23 protein-coding genes are annotated in these 20,100 nt (G+C 33.3%); 20 read left to right on the top strand and 3 right to left on the bottom strand.

The window, feature by feature from the left end; genetic code table 11:
• Positions 1-112 precede the first annotated feature (112 nt).
• Positions 113-970, bottom strand: a complete 858-nt coding sequence (gene nadC, locus N4T20_RS13240) for a carboxylating nicotinate-nucleotide diphosphorylase (protein WP_260669610.1) — start codon at positions 968-970, stop codon at positions 113-115.
• 204 nt (positions 971-1,174) lie between these two features.
• On the opposite strand from nadC, the gene N4T20_RS13235 reads away from it, so the two are divergent.
• From N4T20_RS13235 to rlmH, 7 genes are all read left to right on the top strand, one after another.
• The gene (locus N4T20_RS13235) at positions 1,175-2,275 is read left to right on the top strand and encodes a DNA alkylation repair protein (protein ID WP_260669609.1); all 1,101 of its coding nucleotides are present in this window, start codon (positions 1,175-1,177) and stop codon (positions 2,273-2,275) included.
• Between the two features lie 670 nt (positions 2,276-2,945).
• Positions 2,946-3,827 carry a pirin family protein gene (locus tag N4T20_RS13230; protein ID WP_260669608.1) on the top strand — a complete coding sequence of 294 codons (882 nt, stop codon included), beginning with the start codon at positions 2,946-2,948 and terminating at the stop codon, positions 3,825-3,827.
• Between the two features lie 2 nt (positions 3,828-3,829).
• Positions 3,830-4,225 (top strand): OsmC family protein, encoded by a 396-nt coding sequence (locus tag N4T20_RS13225; protein WP_260669607.1) that lies wholly within the window; start codon positions 3,830-3,832, stop codon positions 4,223-4,225.
• Positions 4,226-4,230: 5 nt separating this feature from the next.
• The gene (locus N4T20_RS13220) at positions 4,231-4,515 is read left to right on the top strand and encodes a GNAT family N-acetyltransferase (protein ID WP_260669606.1); all 285 of its coding nucleotides are present in this window, start codon (positions 4,231-4,233) and stop codon (positions 4,513-4,515) included.
• 197 nt (positions 4,516-4,712) lie between these two features.
• Entirely contained in the window at positions 4,713-6,128 is a 1,416-nt protein-coding gene (locus N4T20_RS13215; protein WP_260669605.1) for an adenosine deaminase, read from the top strand.
• 153 nt (positions 6,129-6,281) lie between these two features.
• The gene (locus N4T20_RS13210) at positions 6,282-6,587 is read left to right on the top strand and encodes an antibiotic biosynthesis monooxygenase family protein (protein ID WP_260669604.1); all 306 of its coding nucleotides are present in this window, start codon (positions 6,282-6,284) and stop codon (positions 6,585-6,587) included.
• Between the two features lie 189 nt (positions 6,588-6,776).
• Positions 6,777-7,250, top strand: coding sequence for a 23S rRNA (pseudouridine(1915)-N(3))-methyltransferase RlmH (gene rlmH / locus N4T20_RS13205; protein WP_111283719.1), 474 nt, complete (start codon positions 6,777-6,779; stop codon positions 7,248-7,250).
• Between the two features lie 178 nt (positions 7,251-7,428).
• Here the strand turns inward: rlmH and N4T20_RS13200 are convergent, their stop codons facing one another.
• Both N4T20_RS13200 and folP read right to left on the bottom strand, forming a co-directional pair.
• Entirely contained in the window at positions 7,429-8,061 is a 633-nt protein-coding gene (locus tag N4T20_RS13200) for a hypothetical protein (RefSeq protein ID WP_260669603.1), read from the bottom strand.
• Between the two features lie 132 nt (positions 8,062-8,193).
• Positions 8,194-9,018 carry a dihydropteroate synthase gene (folP, locus tag N4T20_RS13195; RefSeq protein WP_260669602.1) on the bottom strand — a complete coding sequence of 275 codons (825 nt, stop codon included), beginning with the start codon at positions 9,016-9,018 and terminating at the stop codon, positions 8,194-8,196.
• A gap of 215 nt (positions 9,019-9,233) precedes the next feature.
• Between folP and N4T20_RS13190 the strand changes: the two genes are divergently transcribed.
• The 13 genes from N4T20_RS13190 to kdsA all read left to right on the top strand — a co-directional run bounded on the left by N4T20_RS13190 (position 9,234) and on the right by kdsA (position 20,099).
• The gene (locus N4T20_RS13190) at positions 9,234-9,776 is read left to right on the top strand and encodes a DUF1599 domain-containing protein (RefSeq protein WP_260669601.1); all 543 of its coding nucleotides are present in this window, start codon (positions 9,234-9,236) and stop codon (positions 9,774-9,776) included.
• A gap of 91 nt (positions 9,777-9,867) precedes the next feature.
• Positions 9,868-10,968 (top strand): BT_3928 family protein, encoded by a 1,101-nt coding sequence (locus N4T20_RS13185; RefSeq protein ID WP_260669600.1) that lies wholly within the window; start codon positions 9,868-9,870, stop codon positions 10,966-10,968.
• Positions 10,969-11,115: 147 nt separating this feature from the next.
• Positions 11,116-11,568 (top strand): hypothetical protein, encoded by a 453-nt coding sequence (locus N4T20_RS13180; RefSeq protein WP_260669599.1) that lies wholly within the window; start codon positions 11,116-11,118, stop codon positions 11,566-11,568.
• Positions 11,569-11,891: 323 nt separating this feature from the next.
• A complete protein-coding gene (locus N4T20_RS13175) occupies positions 11,892-12,392 on the top strand; it encodes a TlpA family protein disulfide reductase (RefSeq protein ID WP_260669598.1) in 501 nt (166 codons plus the stop codon).
• Positions 12,393-12,443: 51 nt separating this feature from the next.
• Positions 12,444-13,196: a triose-phosphate isomerase gene (gene tpiA / locus N4T20_RS13170; RefSeq protein ID WP_260669597.1), complete on the top strand. Its 753-nt coding sequence runs from the start codon at positions 12,444-12,446 to the stop codon at positions 13,194-13,196.
• Between the two features lie 215 nt (positions 13,197-13,411).
• Positions 13,412-14,245 (top strand): 50S ribosomal protein L11 methyltransferase, encoded by an 834-nt coding sequence (gene prmA / locus N4T20_RS13165; protein ID WP_260669596.1) that lies wholly within the window; start codon positions 13,412-13,414, stop codon positions 14,243-14,245.
• 36 nt (positions 14,246-14,281) lie between these two features.
• A complete protein-coding gene (locus N4T20_RS13160; protein ID WP_111376979.1) occupies positions 14,282-14,557 on the top strand; it encodes an ATP-dependent Clp protease adaptor ClpS in 276 nt (91 codons plus the stop codon).
• An 86-nt stretch (positions 14,558-14,643) separates the two neighbouring features.
• Positions 14,644-16,155 (top strand): WG repeat-containing protein, encoded by a 1,512-nt coding sequence (locus N4T20_RS13155; RefSeq protein ID WP_260669595.1) that lies wholly within the window; start codon positions 14,644-14,646, stop codon positions 16,153-16,155.
• Positions 16,156-16,264: 109 nt separating this feature from the next.
• Complete coding sequence (locus N4T20_RS13150; protein ID WP_260669594.1) at positions 16,265-17,536, top strand: sterol desaturase family protein; 1,272 nt, start codon at positions 16,265-16,267, stop codon at positions 17,534-17,536.
• Between the two features lie 8 nt (positions 17,537-17,544).
• Complete coding sequence (locus tag N4T20_RS13145) at positions 17,545-18,231, top strand: lysoplasmalogenase (protein ID WP_260669593.1); 687 nt, start codon at positions 17,545-17,547, stop codon at positions 18,229-18,231.
• Between the two features lie 17 nt (positions 18,232-18,248).
• Positions 18,249-18,695, top strand: coding sequence for a 2-dehydro-3-deoxyphosphooctonate aldolase (locus N4T20_RS13140; protein ID WP_260669592.1), 447 nt, complete (start codon positions 18,249-18,251; stop codon positions 18,693-18,695).
• 74 nt (positions 18,696-18,769) lie between these two features.
• The gene (locus N4T20_RS13135) at positions 18,770-19,051 is read left to right on the top strand and encodes a hypothetical protein (protein WP_260669591.1); all 282 of its coding nucleotides are present in this window, start codon (positions 18,770-18,772) and stop codon (positions 19,049-19,051) included.
• Positions 19,052-19,280: 229 nt separating this feature from the next.
• On the top strand, positions 19,281-20,099 hold the full coding sequence (gene kdsA / locus N4T20_RS13130) for a 3-deoxy-8-phosphooctulonate synthase (protein WP_260669590.1): 819 nt from the start codon (positions 19,281-19,283) through the stop codon (positions 20,097-20,099).
• The last annotated feature ends 1 nt before the right edge of the window (position 20,100 follow it).

Genomic DNA, 20,100 nt, shown 5'->3' with positions numbered 1-20,100 from the left:
TTCTTAGACCTTTTAGACGTTAGACTTCTTAGAACTTTTAGACGTTAGACTTCTTAGAACTTTTAGACATTAGGCTTTATAGATATAAATTAATAATTTACAATTAACCATTTTAAAAAGCCTTCAAGCTCAAATCCATATTGTAAACAGAATGCGTTAAAGCACCAGACGAAATGTAATCTACACCACATAACGCATATTCGCGAACAGTTTTTTCGCTAATATTTCCAGAAGATTCTGTTTGGCATTTTGTACCAATTAGAGCAACAGCCGTTTTTGTGTCTTCATAATTGAAATTATCGATAAGAATTCGATGAATGCCGTCGCTCAACAGAATTTCTCTTATTTCATCCAAATTACGGGCTTCAACAATAATTTTAAGATCAAGATTATTCTCCTTCAAATATTCTTTTGTTGTCGAAATAGCGCGTGTGATACCGCCAGCAAAGTCAATATGATTGTCTTTCAGCATAATCATATCATACAAAGCATATCGGTGGTTCTCGCCTCCTCCTATTTTTACGGCCCATTTTTCGGCTGCTCTAAAATTTGGAGTTGTTTTACGCGTATCTAAAATCTTGGCATTTGTTCCTTCCAAAAGTTTCATCAAATGATTTGTTTTTGTAGCAATTGCTGACATTCTCTGCATCGTATTCAAAACGACTCTTTCTGCTTTTAAAATAGATTGCGAGCTTCCAGAAACTTCAAAAACCACTTCTCCATATTCTACATGAGTTCCGTCTTCGATAAAAGTTTTTACTTTTAATTTTGGATCAACGTAGTCAAATATCATTTTAGCAAGTTCAACACCAGCGATGATTCCCTGATCTTTTACCAATAATTTTGCCTGTCCGTGAGCTGTATCCGGAATACAAGCCAACGAACTGTAATCGCCTGGTCCTACATCTTCTCTAATGGCATTCGTAATCAAAAGTTTTAATTCTGCTTGAAATTGAGCTTCGCTTATCATTTTTCTATTTTTAATAATACGCTAAATTAGGACTTATTTTATGGATTTGAAAATTCCAATAACATGAAAAGTTTTACCAAACATTAAATATCTCTTTTTTAGCCATTAAGATATTCCGCAAAATATAGTTACAATTCTTAACAACACTTAATCTCTTAATAAGCGTTCAATTAAATATCTTTGAGTTTTAATCAAACAAAAACCATGGGATTAATCAAAGATATTTACTCCGTTTCTTTTTACGAAAATTTTAGTCAGGCTGTTGCCGAAGTCTACCCAATATTCAACAAACAACAATTTATTGCTGCAATTTTCGAAGGCGATTTTGCGCAAAAAGAATGGAAAGAAAGAATGAAACATACAACAGTTGTGTTTCATGAGTTTATGCCTCAAAGTTTTCCCGAAGCGGTTTTACTGATTGATAAAATCATCGAAAACTTAAAGAAAAACAACTTCGCAGATAGCAATCTAGCTTTTATTTTCTTTGCCGATTATATCGAAATGTACGGTTTGGACGAATTTGAAACTTCGAAGAAAGCCTTTGTTTCGATAACACAATTTATAAGCTGTGAATTTGCCGTTCGCCCTTTCATTTTAAAATATAAAGAACAAATGATTGACGAAATGATACAATGGTCTCTACATGAAAACCATCACGTTCGCCGTTTAGCAAGCGAAGGTTCGCGCCCAAGATTACCGTGGGCGATGGCGATTCCGTTCCTTAAAAAAGATCCTTCTTCTATTCTGCCGATTTTAGAGAACCTAAAAAATGATCCTTCAGAATATGTCCGCAGAAGTGTCGCCAATAATTTAAATGATATTGCCAAAGATAATCCGCAGATTGTTCTGGAAATCGCTTCGAGATGGAAAGGCCACAGCAAAGAAACCGACGGAATTATCAAACACGGCTGCAGAACTTTATTAAAACAAGGCCATCCTGAAATATTAAGCCATTATGGTTTAGAAAGCGCTAATATTGAACTTTCGTCTTTTGAAATTAAAACACCTGTTGTAAAAATTGGCGATTATCTTCAATTCCAATTTCATTTAAACAATAAAAACGAAGAGCCAAAAACGATTCGTTTAGAATATGCTGTGCATTATAAAAAAGCAAAAGGTCATCTGGCAAAAAAAGTCTTTAAAATCAGCGAAAAGATTTATCATCCAAACCAATTAACCAAGATTGAGAGAAACCAGTCCTTTAAAGTGATCACAACGAGAGTTTTTTATACAGGAGCACATCAATTGTCGATTATAATTAATGGTACAGAAAGTGAGGTTTTGGAGTTTGAATTGATTAATTAAAAATGTAAACACATAGAATCATAGCTTTTTGTAGCCTTAAAAAGGCGTTTCACTTGCATTAACAAACATGGCTGTACGTACATTTCTATGTGTTAAAATCTAGATTTTTTAAAAACATCTTTTTTGAGAGATTTAAATCTATGTTTCTATGTGTTAAATTTAATCATCACCTAGAACCTTAACCAACGTTTTTACTTGTTTTGATTGAAGTTTTAGAATTTGAATTGATTGACTAAAAATTTAAACACATAGAATCATAGCTTTTTGGAGTCTAAAAAAGGCGTTTCACTTACATTAATAAACATAGCTACACGTACATTTCTATGTGTTAAAATCTAGATTTTTTTTTTAAAAATCTATTTTAGAGAGATTTAAATCTATGTTTCTATGTGTTAAATTTAATCATCACTTAGAACCTTAACCAAAGACTATAACTCTTCATCAGCATTGTCAGGCTGAGCGAAGTCGAAGCCCCGCAAAGTGATTTCGCAAACAAGGGCTTCGACTTCGCTCTGCCTAACACAAAACAAGGTGAAAATAGACGAATTTGAAAAAACATACATTTTCCTTACTTTTATAGATAATACAAAAAATAACTTTTCTTAATCTAAATTAAGTTACAGATTTCAATCGCAACTGTAATTTTGTTTTCAAATCAAATAATACCACTATGTCAAATATCAGTTTAATTATCGAAGAGCGCTCAGCGAATATCGGCAATTTTATGGTTGGAAGATTATTGCCTTTCCGCGAAAAAAGAGCCGTTGGACCGTTTGTTTTTATAGATCATATGGGACCAGCACATTTAAGTGACCATGAAAATATGGATGTTCCTCCGCATCCGCACATAGGGCTTTCGACTTTGACTTTTTTGTTTGAAGGAAGCATTATGCACCGCGATAGCTTAGGAACAGAATTGGAGATAAAACCTGGTGCCGTAAACTGGATGACTGCCGGAAAAGGAATCGTGCATTCTGAAAGAACGCCAGAATATTTAAGGCATTCAGACAAAATGCTTCACGGGTTGCAGATTTGGGTGGCACTTCCGAAAGATCTGGAACAGATGGATCCTAATTTTACTCACGTTGAAGCAGATGATATTCCGGCTTGGGAAGAAGATGGCGTTTCGTACAAATTAATTGCCGGCGAAGCTTTTGGTAAAAAATCGCCAGTTCCCGTTTACAGTCCGTTGTATTTTATTGAAATTAAAAGTAAGGAAGCTAAAAAAATCAATATTGGACATCATTTATTTGGCGAGAGCGGTCTGTATATTTTGGAAGGAAGCATCACAAATGGCGAACATACTTACGATCCAAGACAAATCTTAATTACAACTGAAGCTTCTCTTTGCGAATTTGAAATTGCCGAAAACTCGACAGTGTATATTTTTGGAGGACAACCTTTTCCTGAAGAACATTTTATCTTTTGGAACTTTGTCTCATCTGATAAAAACCTCATCGAAAAAGCAAAAGAAGACTGGACAGCTCAAACTTTCCCGAAAGTTCCTGGCGAAACCGAATTTGTCCCATTACCAGAACCAAGAATCAAATAATTATGGATACAGTTTCAGCAAAAATAGATACGCGTTTGTATCGAACAGAAATCACGTCTGCCAGCGGAAATATCTTAATTTCTGATGAACCTCAGCAATTAGGAGGCAAAAATTTAGGACTGAATCCAACAGAACTTTTAGCTTCATCATTAGCTTCTTGCACCTTAATTACGCTGCGAATGTACATCAATCGCAAACAATGGAACGTTGAAGAAATAAATGTCAAAATTGATTTTGATCGAGATTCTGAACGAAGCGTATCTGTATTTACCCGAAAAATTGAAGTTATCGGTGACGTTAACGAAGAACAAAGGCAAAGACTAGAAACGATTGCCAACAGCTGTCCGATTCATAAAACATTGACACATTCAATCGAAATTAAAACCACATTAATATAATTATCATGGAAATTCAACAAATAAACGATACAAAAAGAGGCTATTTTGAAGCCGTAGAAGATGGAAAAGAAGCTGGAAAAATGACATATACTTGGGCAGGAGACTCAAAATTCATCATTGACCATACCGAAGTAAGCCCCGATTTTAACGGAAAGGGAGTTGGCAAAAAGTTAGTTATGGCTGCCGTCGATTATGCTAGAAACAACAATTTAAAAATTATTCCGCTTTGCCCTTTTGCAAAAAGCGTTTTTGATAAAGTTCCTGAAATACATGATGTACTTTTTTCTTAAGGTTCAAAGTTACAAAGGTACATAGGTTCAAAGATTTTATTCTGGAGACGCGCTATTGTGCGTCTTTTATATTTTTTATAATACCCATTTCTTTAAAACTTTGCCCCTTTGCCTCTATGAACCTTTGTACCTTTGAAAACTTTGTTTTCAAATCTCCGCAGAAACTCGTATATTTGCGCGTAATTTAAACTTAATGTATGACAAGGATAATTACGCTTTTCTGTTTTTTTATAGCACAAATCGGCTTTTCTCAATCGGCTGAAAGTTATTTAGAAAAAATCAGAAATAATGAAGCTCTCTTAACAGCTTTCTTTCAACAAATGCCTAAAGGAGGCGATTTACACCACCATTTTTCAGGATCAATTTATGCAGAACCCCTTTTAGAAAGAGCCATTTCAGAAGATTTTTATTTGAATCTGGAAACTATGGCGGTTTCGAAAACCAAACCCGCTGATGGAAACTGGCAAACCTTCTCATCTTTAAAAAATCAAGGCAAACTAGATTACTACCAGCAGTTGGTTATGCAGACATGGTCAGTTAAAGACTACAATGGTTCCGTGCCTTCTGACGATCAGTTTTTTGACTCTTTTATGAAATTCGAACCTACAATTCAAGGCCATTTTGCAGAAGGAATGCTGGAACTAAAAAAGCGTGCCATTGCTGAAAATGTTACTTATATCGAAACGCAATTGTCAACAATTCCATGCGACATGAATGTTGCTGACTTAACTGATTTCAACACAAAACTTCGTCAATCTGCCAGCCAGAAAGATGAAAAAGCTGTTTTGAAACTTTTGGATGAATTGTATAAATCGCTTCAGAAAAAAGATGCTAAAAAATACGCAGATGATTTCAATAACAATTTTATTGCGAAACTGCATAAAGATTTAAAAATTGATGACGATAAATTCACTATGCGTTATCAAAACTTTGTGCTTCGTTTTATGGAACCTATAGATTTGTTCAAAAATCTGGTTATTGCTTTTATTTCGTCAAGCGAAAGCAAACTAACAGCGGGTGTCAATATTGTTTCTCCAGAACATGGCGAAAATTCAATGAAAGATTACTGGCTTCATATGGTAATGTTCAAATATTGCCATTCGAAATTTCCTGACGTAAAGTACACGCTTCATGCAGGCGAATTGACTTTAGGATTAGTTCAGCCTGAAGAATTAACTTGGCACATCAACGATGCAATTTATGTGGCGGGCGCAAACAGAATTGGTCACGGAGTAGATATTGCTTACGAAGCTAATTCGTATGATTTATTGAAATATATGGCTAAAAACAATATTCCAATCGAAATCAATTTGGCAAGCAACGAATTCATTTTGAAAGTAAAAGAAAATAGGCATCCGTTTACACTTTACAAAGAATTTAATGTTCCAATAGTTATAAGTACAGACGATGCGGGAATTTTAAGAAGCAGTATGACCGAACAATATGTTTTACTGGCAAAAAGATACCCTGATGTGAATTATGAAACAATAAAAAAATATGTTTACAACAGCATCAATTACAGTTTTATTCAAGACGCATCGGTTAAAAAGCAATTGATTAAAGATTTAGATACTCGTTTTAAAACTTTTGAAGCCAAGTTTTCTAAAAACTAATCTGTGTGAGATTGTACGCAGATTTTAAACAGATTTCAGCTGATTAGTGCAGATTCTTTTAAACAAAATACTAAAATAAAATCAGCTAAATCTGCGAGAGTATATTTTTCTCCCGCAGATTTAGCTGATCAAGCAGATAAAATTCATTTAAATATGATTCTAGAAGCAGCATTTCTTTATGTAAAACCAGAATTAGCCACTCAATTTGAAGCCGATTTTGCAAAAGCGAGCCAGTATATTTCATCAATCGATGGCTATTTGGGACATCGTTTAGAGAAATGCCTTGAAGTCGAAAACAAATATCTTTTGTTGGCTGATTGGAATACACTTGAAGATCATGCAATAGGTTTCAGAACTTCTGAAGCGTATTTGGAATGGAAAAAGATACTGCATCATTATTACGAACCGTTTCCAATTGTAGAACATTTTGAAACGGTTTTTGAGAATAAAAAACAATAAATTGCTTTGTATAAACACTTAAACACATAGAAAAATAGATAATAATTGTTTCTGTTTAAGATTACAAAAAAGCAAGTTTTAACACATAGCTATGTGTATTGCAATTAGTGAAACACCTTTTACAGACAAAGAAAAACTATGTCTCCATATGTTTAAATTTAATGCAATGCCTGGCAAAAAACTTAGCAAATGAACATCAAACTCATCGCAATAGGCAAAACAGACAATAAATCGCTTCAAACCCTGATTGACGATTATACCAAACGTTTGTCATTTTACATCAAATTTGAATTGGAGATTATTCCTGATATCAAAAACGTTAAGAACTTATCTGAGAGCCAGCAGAAGGAAAAAGAAGGCGAATTGATTCTGTCAAAACTTTCTGCAACAGATCAGTTGATTTTATTGGATGAAAACGGAAAAACATTTTCGAGCGTTGGTTTTTCAGAAGAACTGCAGAAGAAAATGAATTCTGGCGTAAAAACTCTGGTTTTTGTAATTGGAGGTCCGTATGGTTTTTCAGAAACCGTTTATAAAAAAGCGCAAGGAAAAGTTTCGCTTTCGCTGATGACGTTTTCACATCAAATGGTTCGTCTATTTTTTATCGAACAGTTGTACCGCGGGTTTACCATTTTACGAAATGAGCCTTATCACCATCAGTAAAATTTTGTTTTAGGTTTTCTTTGTTTCAGGTTTCAGGTTCATTTAAAAACCTTACAACCTAACATAGACAATTTATTAAAAATCAATATATTAAACTTCTAAATCTAAAAAATCAAAAGCCTATTCTGGATCTGAATAGGCTTTTGATTTTTTGTTTCTTTTCTTAGCAACAGCTTATTTAAAAAATAAATTCCATTGGAAGTTTATCAAGATTATGAGTCACCTCTTTATGCAATTGAATTTTGTACTGAATGTACTCTCCGTAACTCATATTCTTATCGAATAGAAACACCAAATCTGGTACTTTTTCAAACTTTATGCTATAAAAATGCTTTAATATTTCAGCTATTTTTATTTCTCTGTTTCCCATAAAGACTTGCTGTTTTCCTTTTTTAAAGTAAACTACAAAACTTCCTTGAGAAGGCCTCTCCATTCTGTAAAACACTTTCGTGAAAGGCAAAAAAGCTAAATTCTTTCCAATAGAATCTGCGTACGAATAATAGTTTTCAGATTCTTCGTTTTGATGCATTTTCTCGTTTCGCTTTTTGTCCTGCATTTTGATTACCTGTGGCATCACCAATTTCAAAGGCAGACGTTTGTCAATATTAAAAATCCAATTGGTCGAAATGATAGCGCTTTTTCTATTCAAATCTGCAATGGTGTCTTTTCCTTCAACTTTAAAGAAAATGTAAATCGGCGAATGATCTTGCACATCTTTTACGATTGAAACATTTGATTTTGGAAGTAAAACATCTTCTTTCTTTCCACAGGAAAAGAGAAGGAAAACTATAATTAGGGCAAAGTACTTCATAAAATTTAAAATTTTAAACACATAGAAACATAGATTTTGTAAACGTAGAAAAGGCGTTTCACTTATTTAAACAAACATAGTTAAATGACTGAACTTGTTTCATTTATTTTTTACATACAGTTTGTCAATAGCTTACAAACTCATCTTATTAAACAAAGTAACACATTCCACAGCTTCTTTCACATCATGAACTCTTAAAATTTTTGCTCCTTTAGTCAAAGCAATTGTATTTAAAAACGTTGTTCCGTTTAAAGCTTCTTGCGGTGTAATATCAAGCGTTTTATAAATCATAGATTTTCGTGAAATTCCTGCTAAAACGGGCAATTCTAAAAGATTAAAAAGTTCCATCTTTTGCATCACTTCATAATTCTGATCGGTTGTTTTGGCAAAACCGAAACCTGGATCTAAAATTAAATCATTGATTCCTAAGCTTCTCGCCTTTTTCACTTTCTCAGAAAAATAGAAAAGCATTTCTTTTACAATATCATCATATTCCGTCAAACTCTGCATGGTCTGCGGATTTCCGCGCATATGCATCATAATGTACGGAACGTTATACTTGGCAATAACGCCAAACATTTTATCGTCTAGCTCTCCTGCTGCAATATCATTTATAATTGCTGCGCCGCTTTCGATGCTTGCTTTCGCAACTTCAGCTCTAAAAGTATCAATTGATAATAAAGTTTCTGGAAAATACTTTAAAATCAATTCAATCGCTGGCACAATACGGTCGATTTCTTCTTGTTCTGAGACAAATTCGGCACTTGGCTTGCTCGAATAAGCGCCAATGTCAATAAAATCGGCTCCTTCAGAAAGCATTTTAGCAGTTTGCGAAATAATCTCGTCTTCGTTTTTATATTTTCCTCCATCAAAGAAGGAATTTGGCGTAACATTAAGAATTCCCATTACTTTCGGAATCGATAAATCTATAAGTTCGCCTTTGCAGTTAATTGTCATTTGTTTGTTTTGTTTCAGGTTTCAAGTTTCAGGTTATGTCAGATTACGTAAGTTCTAGAACTTGCAACCTTAAACCTGAAACATTTTTTAGTTTCAAGTTGCTGCCGTTAACACTTTGTTTAGAAAAAACTTGGAACAAAGAGAACCTCAAACTTGAAACTCTTAAAAAATTATCCTTATTTTTGAAGAAATTTTAGCAAATATACAGCATATAAATGAAGAATACTTCCGAAGAGTTTGATAATGTTATAGCGGTTTGCCGCACCTTGTTTATCAATAAAATGAAAGATTACGGCAGTGCGTGGAGAATTTTAAGATTGCCATCGCTGACAGATCAAATTTTTATAAAAGCACAGCGAATTAGGAGTTTACAGGAAAACGAAGTCCGTAAAGTTGATGAAGACGAAAAAGGAGAATTTATCGGAATCATCAATTATTCTATCATGGCTTTGATTCAGTTGGAGTTGGGCGTTGTAGACCAGCCAGATCTTGACGTTGAAAAAGCAACTGAATTATACGATGCTAAAGTAAAGCTGACCAAAGATTTAATGGAAGCCAAAAATCATGATTATGGAGAAGCTTGGCGCGATATGCGCGTGAGTTCTTTAACCGATTTAATTCTTCAAAAATTGCTTCGCGTTAAGCAGATTGAAGACAATAAAGGAAAAACTTTAGTTTCTGAAGGCATTGACGCTAATTATCAGGATATGATTAATTACTCTGTTTTTGCTTTAATCTTGAACCCAATCAAAAAGTAAAATTCCAATTTTAAAAATCCCAAATCCCAAAATTTTATTGAAAATTTGGAATTTGGAATTTTAGTTTTGGAATTTAAAAATTACTATTTTTATGAAAAACATCATTACCCAATTTTCCCGATTATTTGTCGGTGTTTTATTTATCATTTCCGGATTAATTAAATTAAACGATCCTGTTGGCTTCTCTTATAAATTAGCAGAATATTTCAGCGAACCTGTTTTCAATATGCCATTTTTAGAGCCATTGGCTTTAGGATTGGCCATCTTTTTAGTGATTTTAGAAGTAGTTTTGGGTGTAATGCTTCTAGTGGGGTATAAATCAAAATTGACCATTTGGGCATTATTGCTTTTAATCGTTTTCTTTACATTCCTTACTTTCTACTCGGCTTATTTTGATGTCGTGAAAGATTGCGGATGCTTCGGAGACGCATTACATTTAACACCTTGGCAGTCATTTACAAAAGATGTTGTTCTACTTTTCTTCATTCTGATTTTATTCATTAATAAAAAATTAGTAAAACCTTTGTTTTCAAAACTAGTTACCAATAGTATTACTTTGGTTAGCATCATTTTGTGTGTTTTCATGGCAGTATGGGTTATCAATCATAATCCTATCAAAGATTTTCGTCCGTATAAAGTGGGAACAAACATCGAAAAAGGAATGGAAATTCCAGAAGGTGCTCCAAAATCGGTTGTAGAAATGATTTTTATCTATAAAGTAAACGGAGTTGACAAAGAATTCACCGAAAAAGATTTGATGAATATTCCAGAAGGAGCTGTTTTTGTTGACCGTAAAGACAAAGTAATTTCTGAAGGCTACGTTCCTCCTATTCATGATTTTACCATGACAAAGGATGATTCTGACTACAAAGAAGAATTATTAAAAGAACCTAAATTATTAATTTTCGTTACTTACGATTTGAACTTATCAAATCCAGAAGGAATGAAAAAATTGGCTAAAGTTACGGCAGACGCAAAAGCAAAAGGCTACAAAGTAATAGGAATGACCGCTTCTGGTGCTGAGGAAATCGCTAAAGCTAAAAAAGATTACGCTTTAGACATTGATTTCTATTTCTGCGATGGAACGGCTTTAAAAACTGTCGAGAGAGCAAACCCAAGTATTGTGGTGGTTCATAACGGAACAATTGCCCAAAAAGTTCATTACAATGATGTAGATGATTTGAAATTGTAAAATCAAAAACAAAATAAATTTTAAAAGCGCTAATAAACAATACGTTTACTAGCGCTTTTTCTGTTTTTAGACATTTTTATTTAAAAACCACTGTTTGGATTTCGAATAATAATCCTACATTTGGTTAAACCAAAAACAAATTTAATCATGAAAAAATTTCTACCGATTTTATCATTGCTCACTTTACTTTTTATTTCAGGATGTAACTCAGAAGGCTCTCTTTGCTCTACAGGACCAGCTATAATTACTGTTGAATTTGTTGACAAAGACTCGGGAGCAAACTTGTTTGAAAACGGTACTTTTGACTCTAAAAAAGCAGTAACGATAACAGATTTAGATCAAAACAAAGTAATTGAATCTGCTTATGTGAATGGTGATAAACTATATCGTCTCTCTATAGATCTAGGATGGGAATCAAAATCTCTTAAATATGCCGTAACTATTGAAGGTAAAAGTGTTAGCGAAATATATGCTGTTACAGAAAAGAGAAAAAGTGAATGCACATCAGTAGTAATAAAATCTCTCGAAATCAAAAATGCAGAATCGAAGCAGGATAATACAACGGGAGTATATAAGATTTTGATTAATACTAAAAGCTAATAAGCATCCAAAAAAAAGCAAAAAAAAGTCTTCAATATTTTAATTTTATTGAAGGCTTTTTTTGTGATATCTGACGTTTTTTTGACTAGAATTTCTTTCTAAAAATATTTTTTCCTTCATTTTTTCGCTTCTAAAATATTTCCATCAGAAAAAAACGCGGTTTTTCACCTCAACTATTACGTTTTCAATACCGTTTTTTCAACCAAAAAACATCGATTTGTTACAAAATAAACGACTCTTCAAATTTTGTTAATCTGCAATTGGCATTCCATTTGTTTGTTTAACTTTGTGAATTCAGTATTTAAATTAAAATATAAACTTATATGAAACAATTAGCCCTAATCGTTATCGCATTTATTACATTTTCTTGTTCACAAGCGCAGAAAACAAGTTTTTCTAAAGAAGCATTGTCTGAAAAATTATTAGCCGTTGATGGAAGTCAAGTTGCGTTTAAAGACATTTTACAAAAATATAAAGGAAAAAATCTGGTTATTGAAGTTTGGGCTTCATGGTGCGGAGATTGCGTAAAAGCAATGCCAAAACTAAAAGCATTACAAGCTGCAAATCCAAACGTATCTTATTTATTCATTTCTGCTGATAAAACAGCTGATAAATGGATAGCAGGAATTGAAAAACACGAATTAAAAGGAGAGCACTTTATGTTGATTGACGGTATGAAAGGCGCTTTTGGAAAAGCAATTGATCTAGACTGGATTCCAAGATACATTGTTATTGACAGATTTGGCAAGATTGTACTATACCGTGCTATTGAAACTGATTTTGATAAAATCAATGAGACTGTAAAAGAAACACAATATGAATAAGTTTCAGACTTATTAAAAGCAAAAAATAAAAGAATAATAAAAACTACCAAAATGAGAAAATCGATTGTTGCAGGAAACTGGAAAATGCATAAAAATGCAGCGCAAACTGAAGAGTTGTTAAACGAATTAATTGCTAAAATTCCAGCAAAAACAAATGCACAAGTAATTGTAGCGCCAACTTTTGTGAACTTACAAGCGGCAGCGACAAAATTAAAAAATACAACTATCGGAGTTTCTGCTCAAAACGTTCACCAAGCTGAAGGTGGTGCTTTTACAGGAGAAATTTCTGCAGATATGTTAACAAGCATTGGTGTTAACACTGTAATTTTAGGCCACTCTGAGCGTAGAGCTATTTTTCACGAAACAGATGCTTTGATTGCAAACAAAGTAGACACTGCTTTGAAACATGACATGACAGTTATTTTCTGTTTTGGAGAAGAATTAAAAGACCGCCAGTCTGGAAATCACTTCAACATTGTTGAAAACCAATTGCGCGACGGAGTTTTCCATATCGCAAAAGAATCTTGGGCTAAAATTGTTTTAGCTTACGAGCCAGTTTGGGCTATCGGAACAGGAGAAACTGCTTCGCCAGAACAAGCGCAAGAAATGCACGAATTTATCAGAGAAACGATCCGCAAAGCTTTTGGAGCTGAAATCGCTGACGAAGTTTCTATCTTATACGGCGGTTCTGTTAAACCAGAAAACGCTAAAGAAATCTTCTCTAAACCAGACGTTGACGGTGGTTTAATTGGAGGTGCAGCTTTAAAAGCTGACGATTTCTTAGCAATTGTAACGGCTATCTAATTTTAGATTTTAGATTTTAGATTTTAGATTTTAGATTTTAGATTTTAGATTTTAGATTTTAGATTTTAGATTTTAGATTTTAGATTTTAGATTTTAGATTTTAGATTTTACAAAAAACCATTCGCTTTGCGAATGGTTTTTTCGTTTTTGGAATTTGGAATTTTAAAATTGAAAGTTTATAATTTAAGAATTACCTTTGCAAAAATTTTTTATTTATGTCGAATATATATTTAGGATATCATTTTACAATTGAGCCAAAAGAACTTGGTTCTGAAATTTTAGTGGCAGAATTGGGCGAAAAAGCGTTTGAAAGTTTTACAGAAACTGAAAACGGAATCTCTGCTTTTGTGAAAAAGGATTTATGGGATGAGAATATTCTGGATGATATTTACATTTTACAGTCTGAAGAATTTAAAATTGAATATACAATCGAAGAAATCGACCAGGTAAACTGGAACGAGGAATGGGAAAAAAACTTCGAACCAATTGATGTGGATGGAAAATGCCATGTTCGCGCTCCTTTTCACCCAAAAACTGATGCTGAATTTGATATTGTTATTGAACCTAAAATGAGTTTTGGAACTGGGCATCACGAAACAACTCACATGATGATTCAGCATTTGCTCGAAATGGATGTTACAGGTTTAAAAACACTTGATATGGGATGTGGAACAGCTATTTTGGCTATTTTGGCCGAAATGAAAGGTGCTGAACCAATTGATGCCATTGATATTGACAATTGGTGCTATTTAAACTCAATTGAAAATGCGGAACGCAATAATTGCAAACATATCAGCGTTTATGAAGGCGATGCCGCATTATTAGCCGGCAAAAAATACGATTTAATTATTGCCAATATCAACAGAAATATTCTGCTGAATGATATGCAGGCTTATGTTGATGCTTTGAACCCAAAAGGCATTATTCTTTTTAGCGGTTTCTACGAAGAAGACATTCCGTTTATTGATGCTTCTTGCGTTGAAAAAGGTTTAACTTATGTTAAAAAGCTTCAAAGAAACAACTGGGTATCTTTAAAATACGTAAATTAGACACTGATAATCAATTCAGTACAAAAACCATACAATATGAGTACTAAAGAAAAAGTAAGAGAAAGAGTTCGCGAAAAAGAAGCCATTGCTTTTAATAACGAGATCATTGTATACAACGATGATGTAAATACTTTTGATCACGTAATTGATACTCTTATGCGTGTTTGCAGCCACACGGCAGAACAAGCCGAGCAATGCTCTTTGATTGTACATTACAACGGGAAATGCACTGTAAAAACAGGCCCGATAGAAAAACTTAAACCTCAATGCACGCAACTTCTGGAAGCTGGTCTTAGCGCCGAAATTGTTTAATTGATCCAATAATTTTAAAACGCATTCTGTTTTATTCTATACTAGAATTGAATAGAATGCGTTTTTATTTGCAGTAAACTAAAATCATGAAAAACATCCTTCTTATCGCAATTCTGCTATGCTTTTTTACATCAAATGGGCAGAACAAATTTGAGGCTCTTCGCAAGCAATTGATGGAAAACAAGACTTATGAATATGTTTATAGTTTTGAAAATGATTATGCCGTATTTAGAACCTTTAAAGGGAAAATGGGATTAATTGATTCGCTTGGAAACGTAGTCATAAAACCTAATTATGACTACATCCATAATCAAAAAGATCTTAAAAATATATTTGAAGCAGGAATTGAAGTGAATAAAAATTTTAAAAGAGGCTATATCGATCTGCAAAGCAATATTAAAATTCCTTTTGTTTATGAAGATGTTTACTACTTGGGGCATAACCTGGTGCGCGTTTCAAAAAATAATAAAACCGGTGTTGTCGATACCGAAAACAAAATCATTTTGCCTATTAACTATACAGCCATAATGGGCAGCAGTGGTATTTTATTTGTCCAAAATAACAACAGCATTGATTTGTTTGATGCGAAAGGAAAACAAATTACCAATTTTCAAGCTTTTGATATTGAGTATTTTCAGCATAAAAGATCTATTGTTACACTTCAAAACAAAAGCACTTTTATAATTGATACTCTTGGAAATATTATTTTAAACACCATTAAAAGTCACAAGTTTGAAAGAGTTCTCGATCAAGATTCTTTCCTTATTCTTAATACTTTAACGAAGAAAAAGGGAATTATAAACTCAAATGGACAATATGAAATTGAATGCAAGTACGATGAAATTTATCCTTCGTATTCAATTTATATCGTAAAAAACAATGGAAAAGAAGGCCTTATCGATAAAAAAGATTCTATTTTGAAACCTTTGATTTATGATAACGTTTATGCCGATTTTTCTAAAGACAGCATTTCGTTTCAAAATCACTATTTTGCTTATAAAGGCAATTTGCAAGGCATTATAAATCCATATCTGGAAAAAGAAATCATTCCGATTTCATACAAATACATCGATCCTTTTTCTAGCTATTACATCACAACTAATGTGGAAAACAAGTGTGGATTATTTTCTGCCAAAGGCGAAATTATAATTCCTGAAGATTATGATTTTTATAGCGCCGCACAAAACAAGATTTTTGCTGTAAAAAACTCTAAAAAATACCTTCTAACAGTCGAAAATGATAGCTACGCAGAAACTGAAATCTTTGTAGATGAATTTGTAAAAAGCGATCTGCACATTAAAGGATTTTCAAAAAGCAATTTTCAGATTTTTAAAGACAAAAATAAACTTGGGCTTTTCAGCAATAAGAATAAAATAACAATTCCCGCAGCATACGATGCCATTACACAAATTTATGGAACGGGTGAATTTGTCGTAAAGAAAAATAACAAATATGGCGTTGTAAATGCTGAGAATGAAATACAGTTGGAACTAAAATATGATTCATTTCAAATTATAAAAGAAACAGTACGATTTACTATAAAAAACCAAAAAACGCCAAAATTTTATCCGATAAAATATCCTTTTGAGCCTCAATAATTTGCTTTTCTGTTTTGAATAAATATGAGAATAAAAATGGTTTAATTGCAAATAATTCAAAATGCATTCGTTTTTATTATATATTTGAACGAAATAGAATGCATTTTTTATGGAAGAATACGGAAAGATATTGATTATTGCAATGCCGGTTTTTTTAGCCTTAATTGTTATTGAAAAAATTTACGGCATTTATAAAAAAAATGATACTGCTCCATTAATAGACAGTGTATCAAGCATCAGCTCTGGCATTACCAATTCGGTTAAAGATGTTTTGGGACTGAGCGTTACTTTTCTTTCGTATGAATGGCTGGTTTCTAAAATTGCATTGCAGCATTTAGAAGCCAATGTCCTCTCCTATTGCATCGCCTTTTTTGTAATTGACTTTTATGGCTATTGGAGCCATCGTCTGGCGCATCAGATTAATTTTCTTTGGAACAAACACGCCATACACCATAGCAGTGAAGAATTTAATCTTGCGTGCGCACTGCGACAGCCCATTGCAAGTCTCGTCAACTTGTTTACCTTTTTATTGATACCGGCAGCTTTATTGGGCGTTCCTGCTTCTGTTATTGCAATTACGCTTCCTATTCATTTGTTTTTACAGTTTTGGTATCATACCAAACACATTAAGAAAATGGGTTTTGTCGAGTATATTTTAGTCACTCCATCTCATCACCGCGTGCATCATGCTATAAATCCGGAATATCTAGACAAAAACCATTCGCAGATTTTTATATTTTGGGATAAGCTTTTTGGTACTTTTCAAGAAGAATTAGACGATGTGCCGCCCGTTTTCGGAATCACTAGACCTGCCAATACATGGAATCCGATTAAAATCAATTTTCAGCATTTGAGCTTATTGATAAAAGACGCTTGGCGCGTTCCAAAGTGGAAAGACAAACTGACTATTTGGTTTAAACCAACAGGCTGGCGACCAGAAAACTTTGAAGAAAAATATCCTGTAAACAAAATTGAAAATGTTTTTAATTTTGAAAAATATGGCACACAAAACTCTCAAAAATTAATTTACTGGTCTGTTGCACAAGTATTAATAACATTACTATTTGTAAGCTATCTCTTTGACAACATAGCAAAAATTGGTCTTCCTAATATTTTTATCTACGGTTTTTTTATTTTTATAACCATATATAGCTATACAGAGTTAATGGACAAAAATAAGTTTGCTCTTTTATGGGAAGGAATCCGATTAGGAATCGTAATTTGTATTATTGGGTTTTATGGAGACTGGTTTGGTTTAAATCGTGTAATTCCAATTAGCAATTATATTATTTTCTCTTACCTGATCTTATCTTTTTTAACAACATTTTATTTTGTTAATTTTGACTTTAAAACCAACCAAAACCAATACATCACTTCATAACCCCTATTATGAGAAACTCTTCCTTTTTTAAAATTTACTTGGCATTTAGCGCAGTCTACCTCATCATTCTTCTTTCTGGATACGAGCGATTTGATCTTTTTCTTAAGCCCATTCTGATACCAATTATAGGGTTTGGAGCTTACTTCTACAGAAAATTTCCGACCCAGAATATTTTATTGGCTGCACTTGCGCTTTCTTGGCTTGGAGATGTCGTTTTGCTTTTTACAGAACTTGGAGAGATTTATTTTATTCTAGGACTTGTATTTTTTCTGACAGCGCATATAGTCTACTGCATCCTTTTTAATAAACAGAAGAGAATTAGAAAAAAACAAAACAAACCACTTTTTATTTTCGGAAGCATTCTAATCGCATTTTACTTAATTGGGATGGTTTATGTTTTAATGCCTTATTTAGGAGATCTCGAAATTCCTGTTGCTGTCTATGCTTCTGTAATTTCAATCATGCTTTTATTTGCTTTCAACGGATTTTTGGTCTGGGAAAAACCAGGCAATCTACTGGTGTTTTTAGGCGCTGCTTTTTTTATTATTTCTGACAGCATTCTGGCGGTCAATAAATTTTATGCGCCAATTCCAAAAAGTTCCTTTTTTATTATGCTGACTTATCTTCTGGCACAATATCTGATTGTAGTTGGTATTTTAAAACTAAACCCGAAAAAAGCAGAACAGACCGTTTAACCTTTGCAACCATCACCATGAAAAAAATAGCTCTTTTTATAGTTTTATTAATCAGCGCTTCTTCCTGCGTAAGTACAAAATCAACCTTAAAGAATGTTGATGACAATGCGCCAGATTTGATTTTAAAGCATGACAATACTTTCTCCATAACGCAATTTGCGAAAGACAAAAAGTATGGTTATGACCCTGATTATCCTGTTAATATTTTTTTTCAAAACACTAACAATGAAGCTTTAAACGAAACTCGTTTTTTAAATGCCTTAGCTGGTCCAAATGGTGAAAAAATAACGTATACCAGATTGGAAACCTGCTGCCCATTTCCTACCAAAAGAAGCAATATGGGCGCTGGATTTTTGAATGTCTACGAATTAAAATGGGAAGGACAGAAAAAACCGGTAAAACTGTATTTGAATATTTATGAAAAAGGAATTTTAATGGTTCCGATGGGATTGAGATTAAAATAATTTTAGCTATTGAAATTATGCTCGAAATATCACCTCTTTTATTGCTCACTCTTCCCCTATTGTTTCAATTAATAATGGGAACTAAAACAATCTATAAACCCGCTTTTCTCAAATTTAGTGCGGCATCTTGGATTAGTTTTACTTCTTATATTTTGTTCGCTTTTATCGCTTATTATATTGTCGATTATAATTTTTCAAAACAATACGAACAATATCCAAACCCAATCAGATGCGGAATGCCTCTTTTAGGTATCGTTATGGCTTCTTTCTTTTTATTTTTTATTCTGATTTTAATTGTTGCAATTCAGTTTCTAATTAAAAGAAGAAAATCAAAAAGGCCTATTAATCAAAACTAAAAACGGCATAAAACTGTAAAACTTCAGAACATGATAAATGTCATCTGTTAGTTTCTCTTCATGCTTTAATATTGCCTCGGAAAAAGCATTTAATCATTCTAAAGAAATTTTAGCAATTCGTTACTTTTACTATGCTCCTAGCCAGTTACTCGAGTTCTTAAAATAATCTTAAATCTTCATCTGCTATTCATAAATCATAACTACCTTTGCATTGCAAAAAAATAATTTTATGAACTTACAACATATTCCACAAATTAAGCATACTGACAGCGGGAATTTCTTTTTATTGGCGGGGCCTTGCGCTATCGAAGGAGAAGAAATGGCGCTAAGAATTGCTGAAAAATTAGTTGGCATTACCGACAATCTACAGATTCCTTACGTATTTAAAGGATCTTTCAAAAAAGCAAACCGTTCTAGAATTGACAGTTTTTCTGGAATTGGTGACGAAAAAGCATTAAAAATCTTAAGAAAAGTTTCTGAAACTTTTCATGTTCCAACCGTAACAGACATTCATACAAATGAGGATGCAGACAAAGCAGCCCAATATGTAGATGTATTGCAAATTCCTGCTTTCCTAGTGCGTCAGACTGATCTTGTTGTAGCTGCGGCAAATACAGGAAAAACGGTAAACTTGAAGAAAGGACAATTTATGAGTCCAGAAAGCATGAAACACGCGGTTCAAAAAGTGCTAGACTGCAATAATGAGAATGTTATGGTGACAGATCGCGGCACCATGTTTGGCTACCAAGACATGATTGTCGATTTTAGAGGAATTCCTACTATGCAGCAATATGCCTCTACAGTTTTGGACGTAACACACTCATTGCAACAGCCAAACCAAACAGCGGGAGTTACAGGAGGAAGACCAGACATGATCGAAACCGTTGCAAAAGCCGGAATCGCGGTTGGTGTTGACGGTATTTTTATCGAAACGCATTTTGATCCTGCAAATGCAAAAAGTGATGGCGCTAATATGCTTCATTTAGACTATTTTGAAGGTTTAATGAATAAGTTGGTTGCGATCAGAAAAACAGTTAACGCATTTTAAT

The organism is Flavobacterium sp. TR2, from assembly GCF_025252405.1.
Taxonomy (GTDB): domain Bacteria; phylum Bacteroidota; class Bacteroidia; order Flavobacteriales; family Flavobacteriaceae; genus Flavobacterium.
Note: the sequence above shows the minus strand (reverse complement) of the source record. Positions and strands in the feature narration are given on the sequence as shown.

Bases quoted from the DNA above. Each gene is read 5' to 3' on its own strand.
- N4T20_RS13200 (WP_260669603.1), bottom strand. From the start codon at position 8,061: ATGAAGTACTTTGCCCTAATTATAGTTTTCCTTCTCTTTTCCTGTGGA.
- N4T20_RS13225 (WP_260669607.1), top strand. From the start codon at position 3,830: ATGGATACAGTTTCAGCAAAAATAGATACGCGTTTGTATCGAACAGAA.
- N4T20_RS13140 (WP_260669592.1), top strand. From the start codon at position 18,249: ATGAAAAAAATAGCTCTTTTTATAGTTTTATTAATCAGCGCTTCTTCC.
- N4T20_RS13190 (WP_260669601.1), top strand. From the start codon at position 9,234: ATGAAGAATACTTCCGAAGAGTTTGATAATGTTATAGCGGTTTGCCGC.
- kdsA (WP_260669590.1), top strand. From the start codon at position 19,281: ATGAACTTACAACATATTCCACAAATTAAGCATACTGACAGCGGGAAT.
- rlmH (WP_111283719.1), top strand. From the start codon at position 6,777: ATGAACATCAAACTCATCGCAATAGGCAAAACAGACAATAAATCGCTT.
- N4T20_RS13135 (WP_260669591.1), top strand. From the start codon at position 18,770: ATGGGAACTAAAACAATCTATAAACCCGCTTTTCTCAAATTTAGTGCG.
- folP (WP_260669602.1), bottom strand. From the start codon at position 9,018: ATGACAATTAACTGCAAAGGCGAACTTATAGATTTATCGATTCCGAAA.
- N4T20_RS13175 (WP_260669598.1), top strand. From the start codon at position 11,892: ATGAAACAATTAGCCCTAATCGTTATCGCATTTATTACATTTTCTTGT.
- N4T20_RS13235 (WP_260669609.1), top strand. From the start codon at position 1,175: ATGGGATTAATCAAAGATATTTACTCCGTTTCTTTTTACGAAAATTTT.
- N4T20_RS13160 (WP_111376979.1), top strand. From the start codon at position 14,282: ATGAGTACTAAAGAAAAAGTAAGAGAAAGAGTTCGCGAAAAAGAAGCC.
- N4T20_RS13180 (WP_260669599.1), top strand. From the start codon at position 11,116: ATGAAAAAATTTCTACCGATTTTATCATTGCTCACTTTACTTTTTATT.
- N4T20_RS13155 (WP_260669595.1), top strand. From the start codon at position 14,644: ATGAAAAACATCCTTCTTATCGCAATTCTGCTATGCTTTTTTACATCA.
- prmA (WP_260669596.1), top strand. From the start codon at position 13,412: ATGTCGAATATATATTTAGGATATCATTTTACAATTGAGCCAAAAGAA.
- N4T20_RS13210 (WP_260669604.1), top strand. From the start codon at position 6,282: ATGATTCTAGAAGCAGCATTTCTTTATGTAAAACCAGAATTAGCCACT.
- N4T20_RS13220 (WP_260669606.1), top strand. From the start codon at position 4,231: ATGGAAATTCAACAAATAAACGATACAAAAAGAGGCTATTTTGAAGCC.
- tpiA (WP_260669597.1), top strand. From the start codon at position 12,444: ATGAGAAAATCGATTGTTGCAGGAAACTGGAAAATGCATAAAAATGCA.
- N4T20_RS13145 (WP_260669593.1), top strand. From the start codon at position 17,545: ATGAGAAACTCTTCCTTTTTTAAAATTTACTTGGCATTTAGCGCAGTC.
- nadC (WP_260669610.1), bottom strand. From the start codon at position 970: ATGATAAGCGAAGCTCAATTTCAAGCAGAATTAAAACTTTTGATTACG.
- N4T20_RS13150 (WP_260669594.1), top strand. From the start codon at position 16,265: ATGGAAGAATACGGAAAGATATTGATTATTGCAATGCCGGTTTTTTTA.
- N4T20_RS13185 (WP_260669600.1), top strand. From the start codon at position 9,868: ATGAAAAACATCATTACCCAATTTTCCCGATTATTTGTCGGTGTTTTA.
- N4T20_RS13215 (WP_260669605.1), top strand. From the start codon at position 4,713: ATGACAAGGATAATTACGCTTTTCTGTTTTTTTATAGCACAAATCGGC.
- N4T20_RS13230 (WP_260669608.1), top strand. From the start codon at position 2,946: ATGTCAAATATCAGTTTAATTATCGAAGAGCGCTCAGCGAATATCGGC.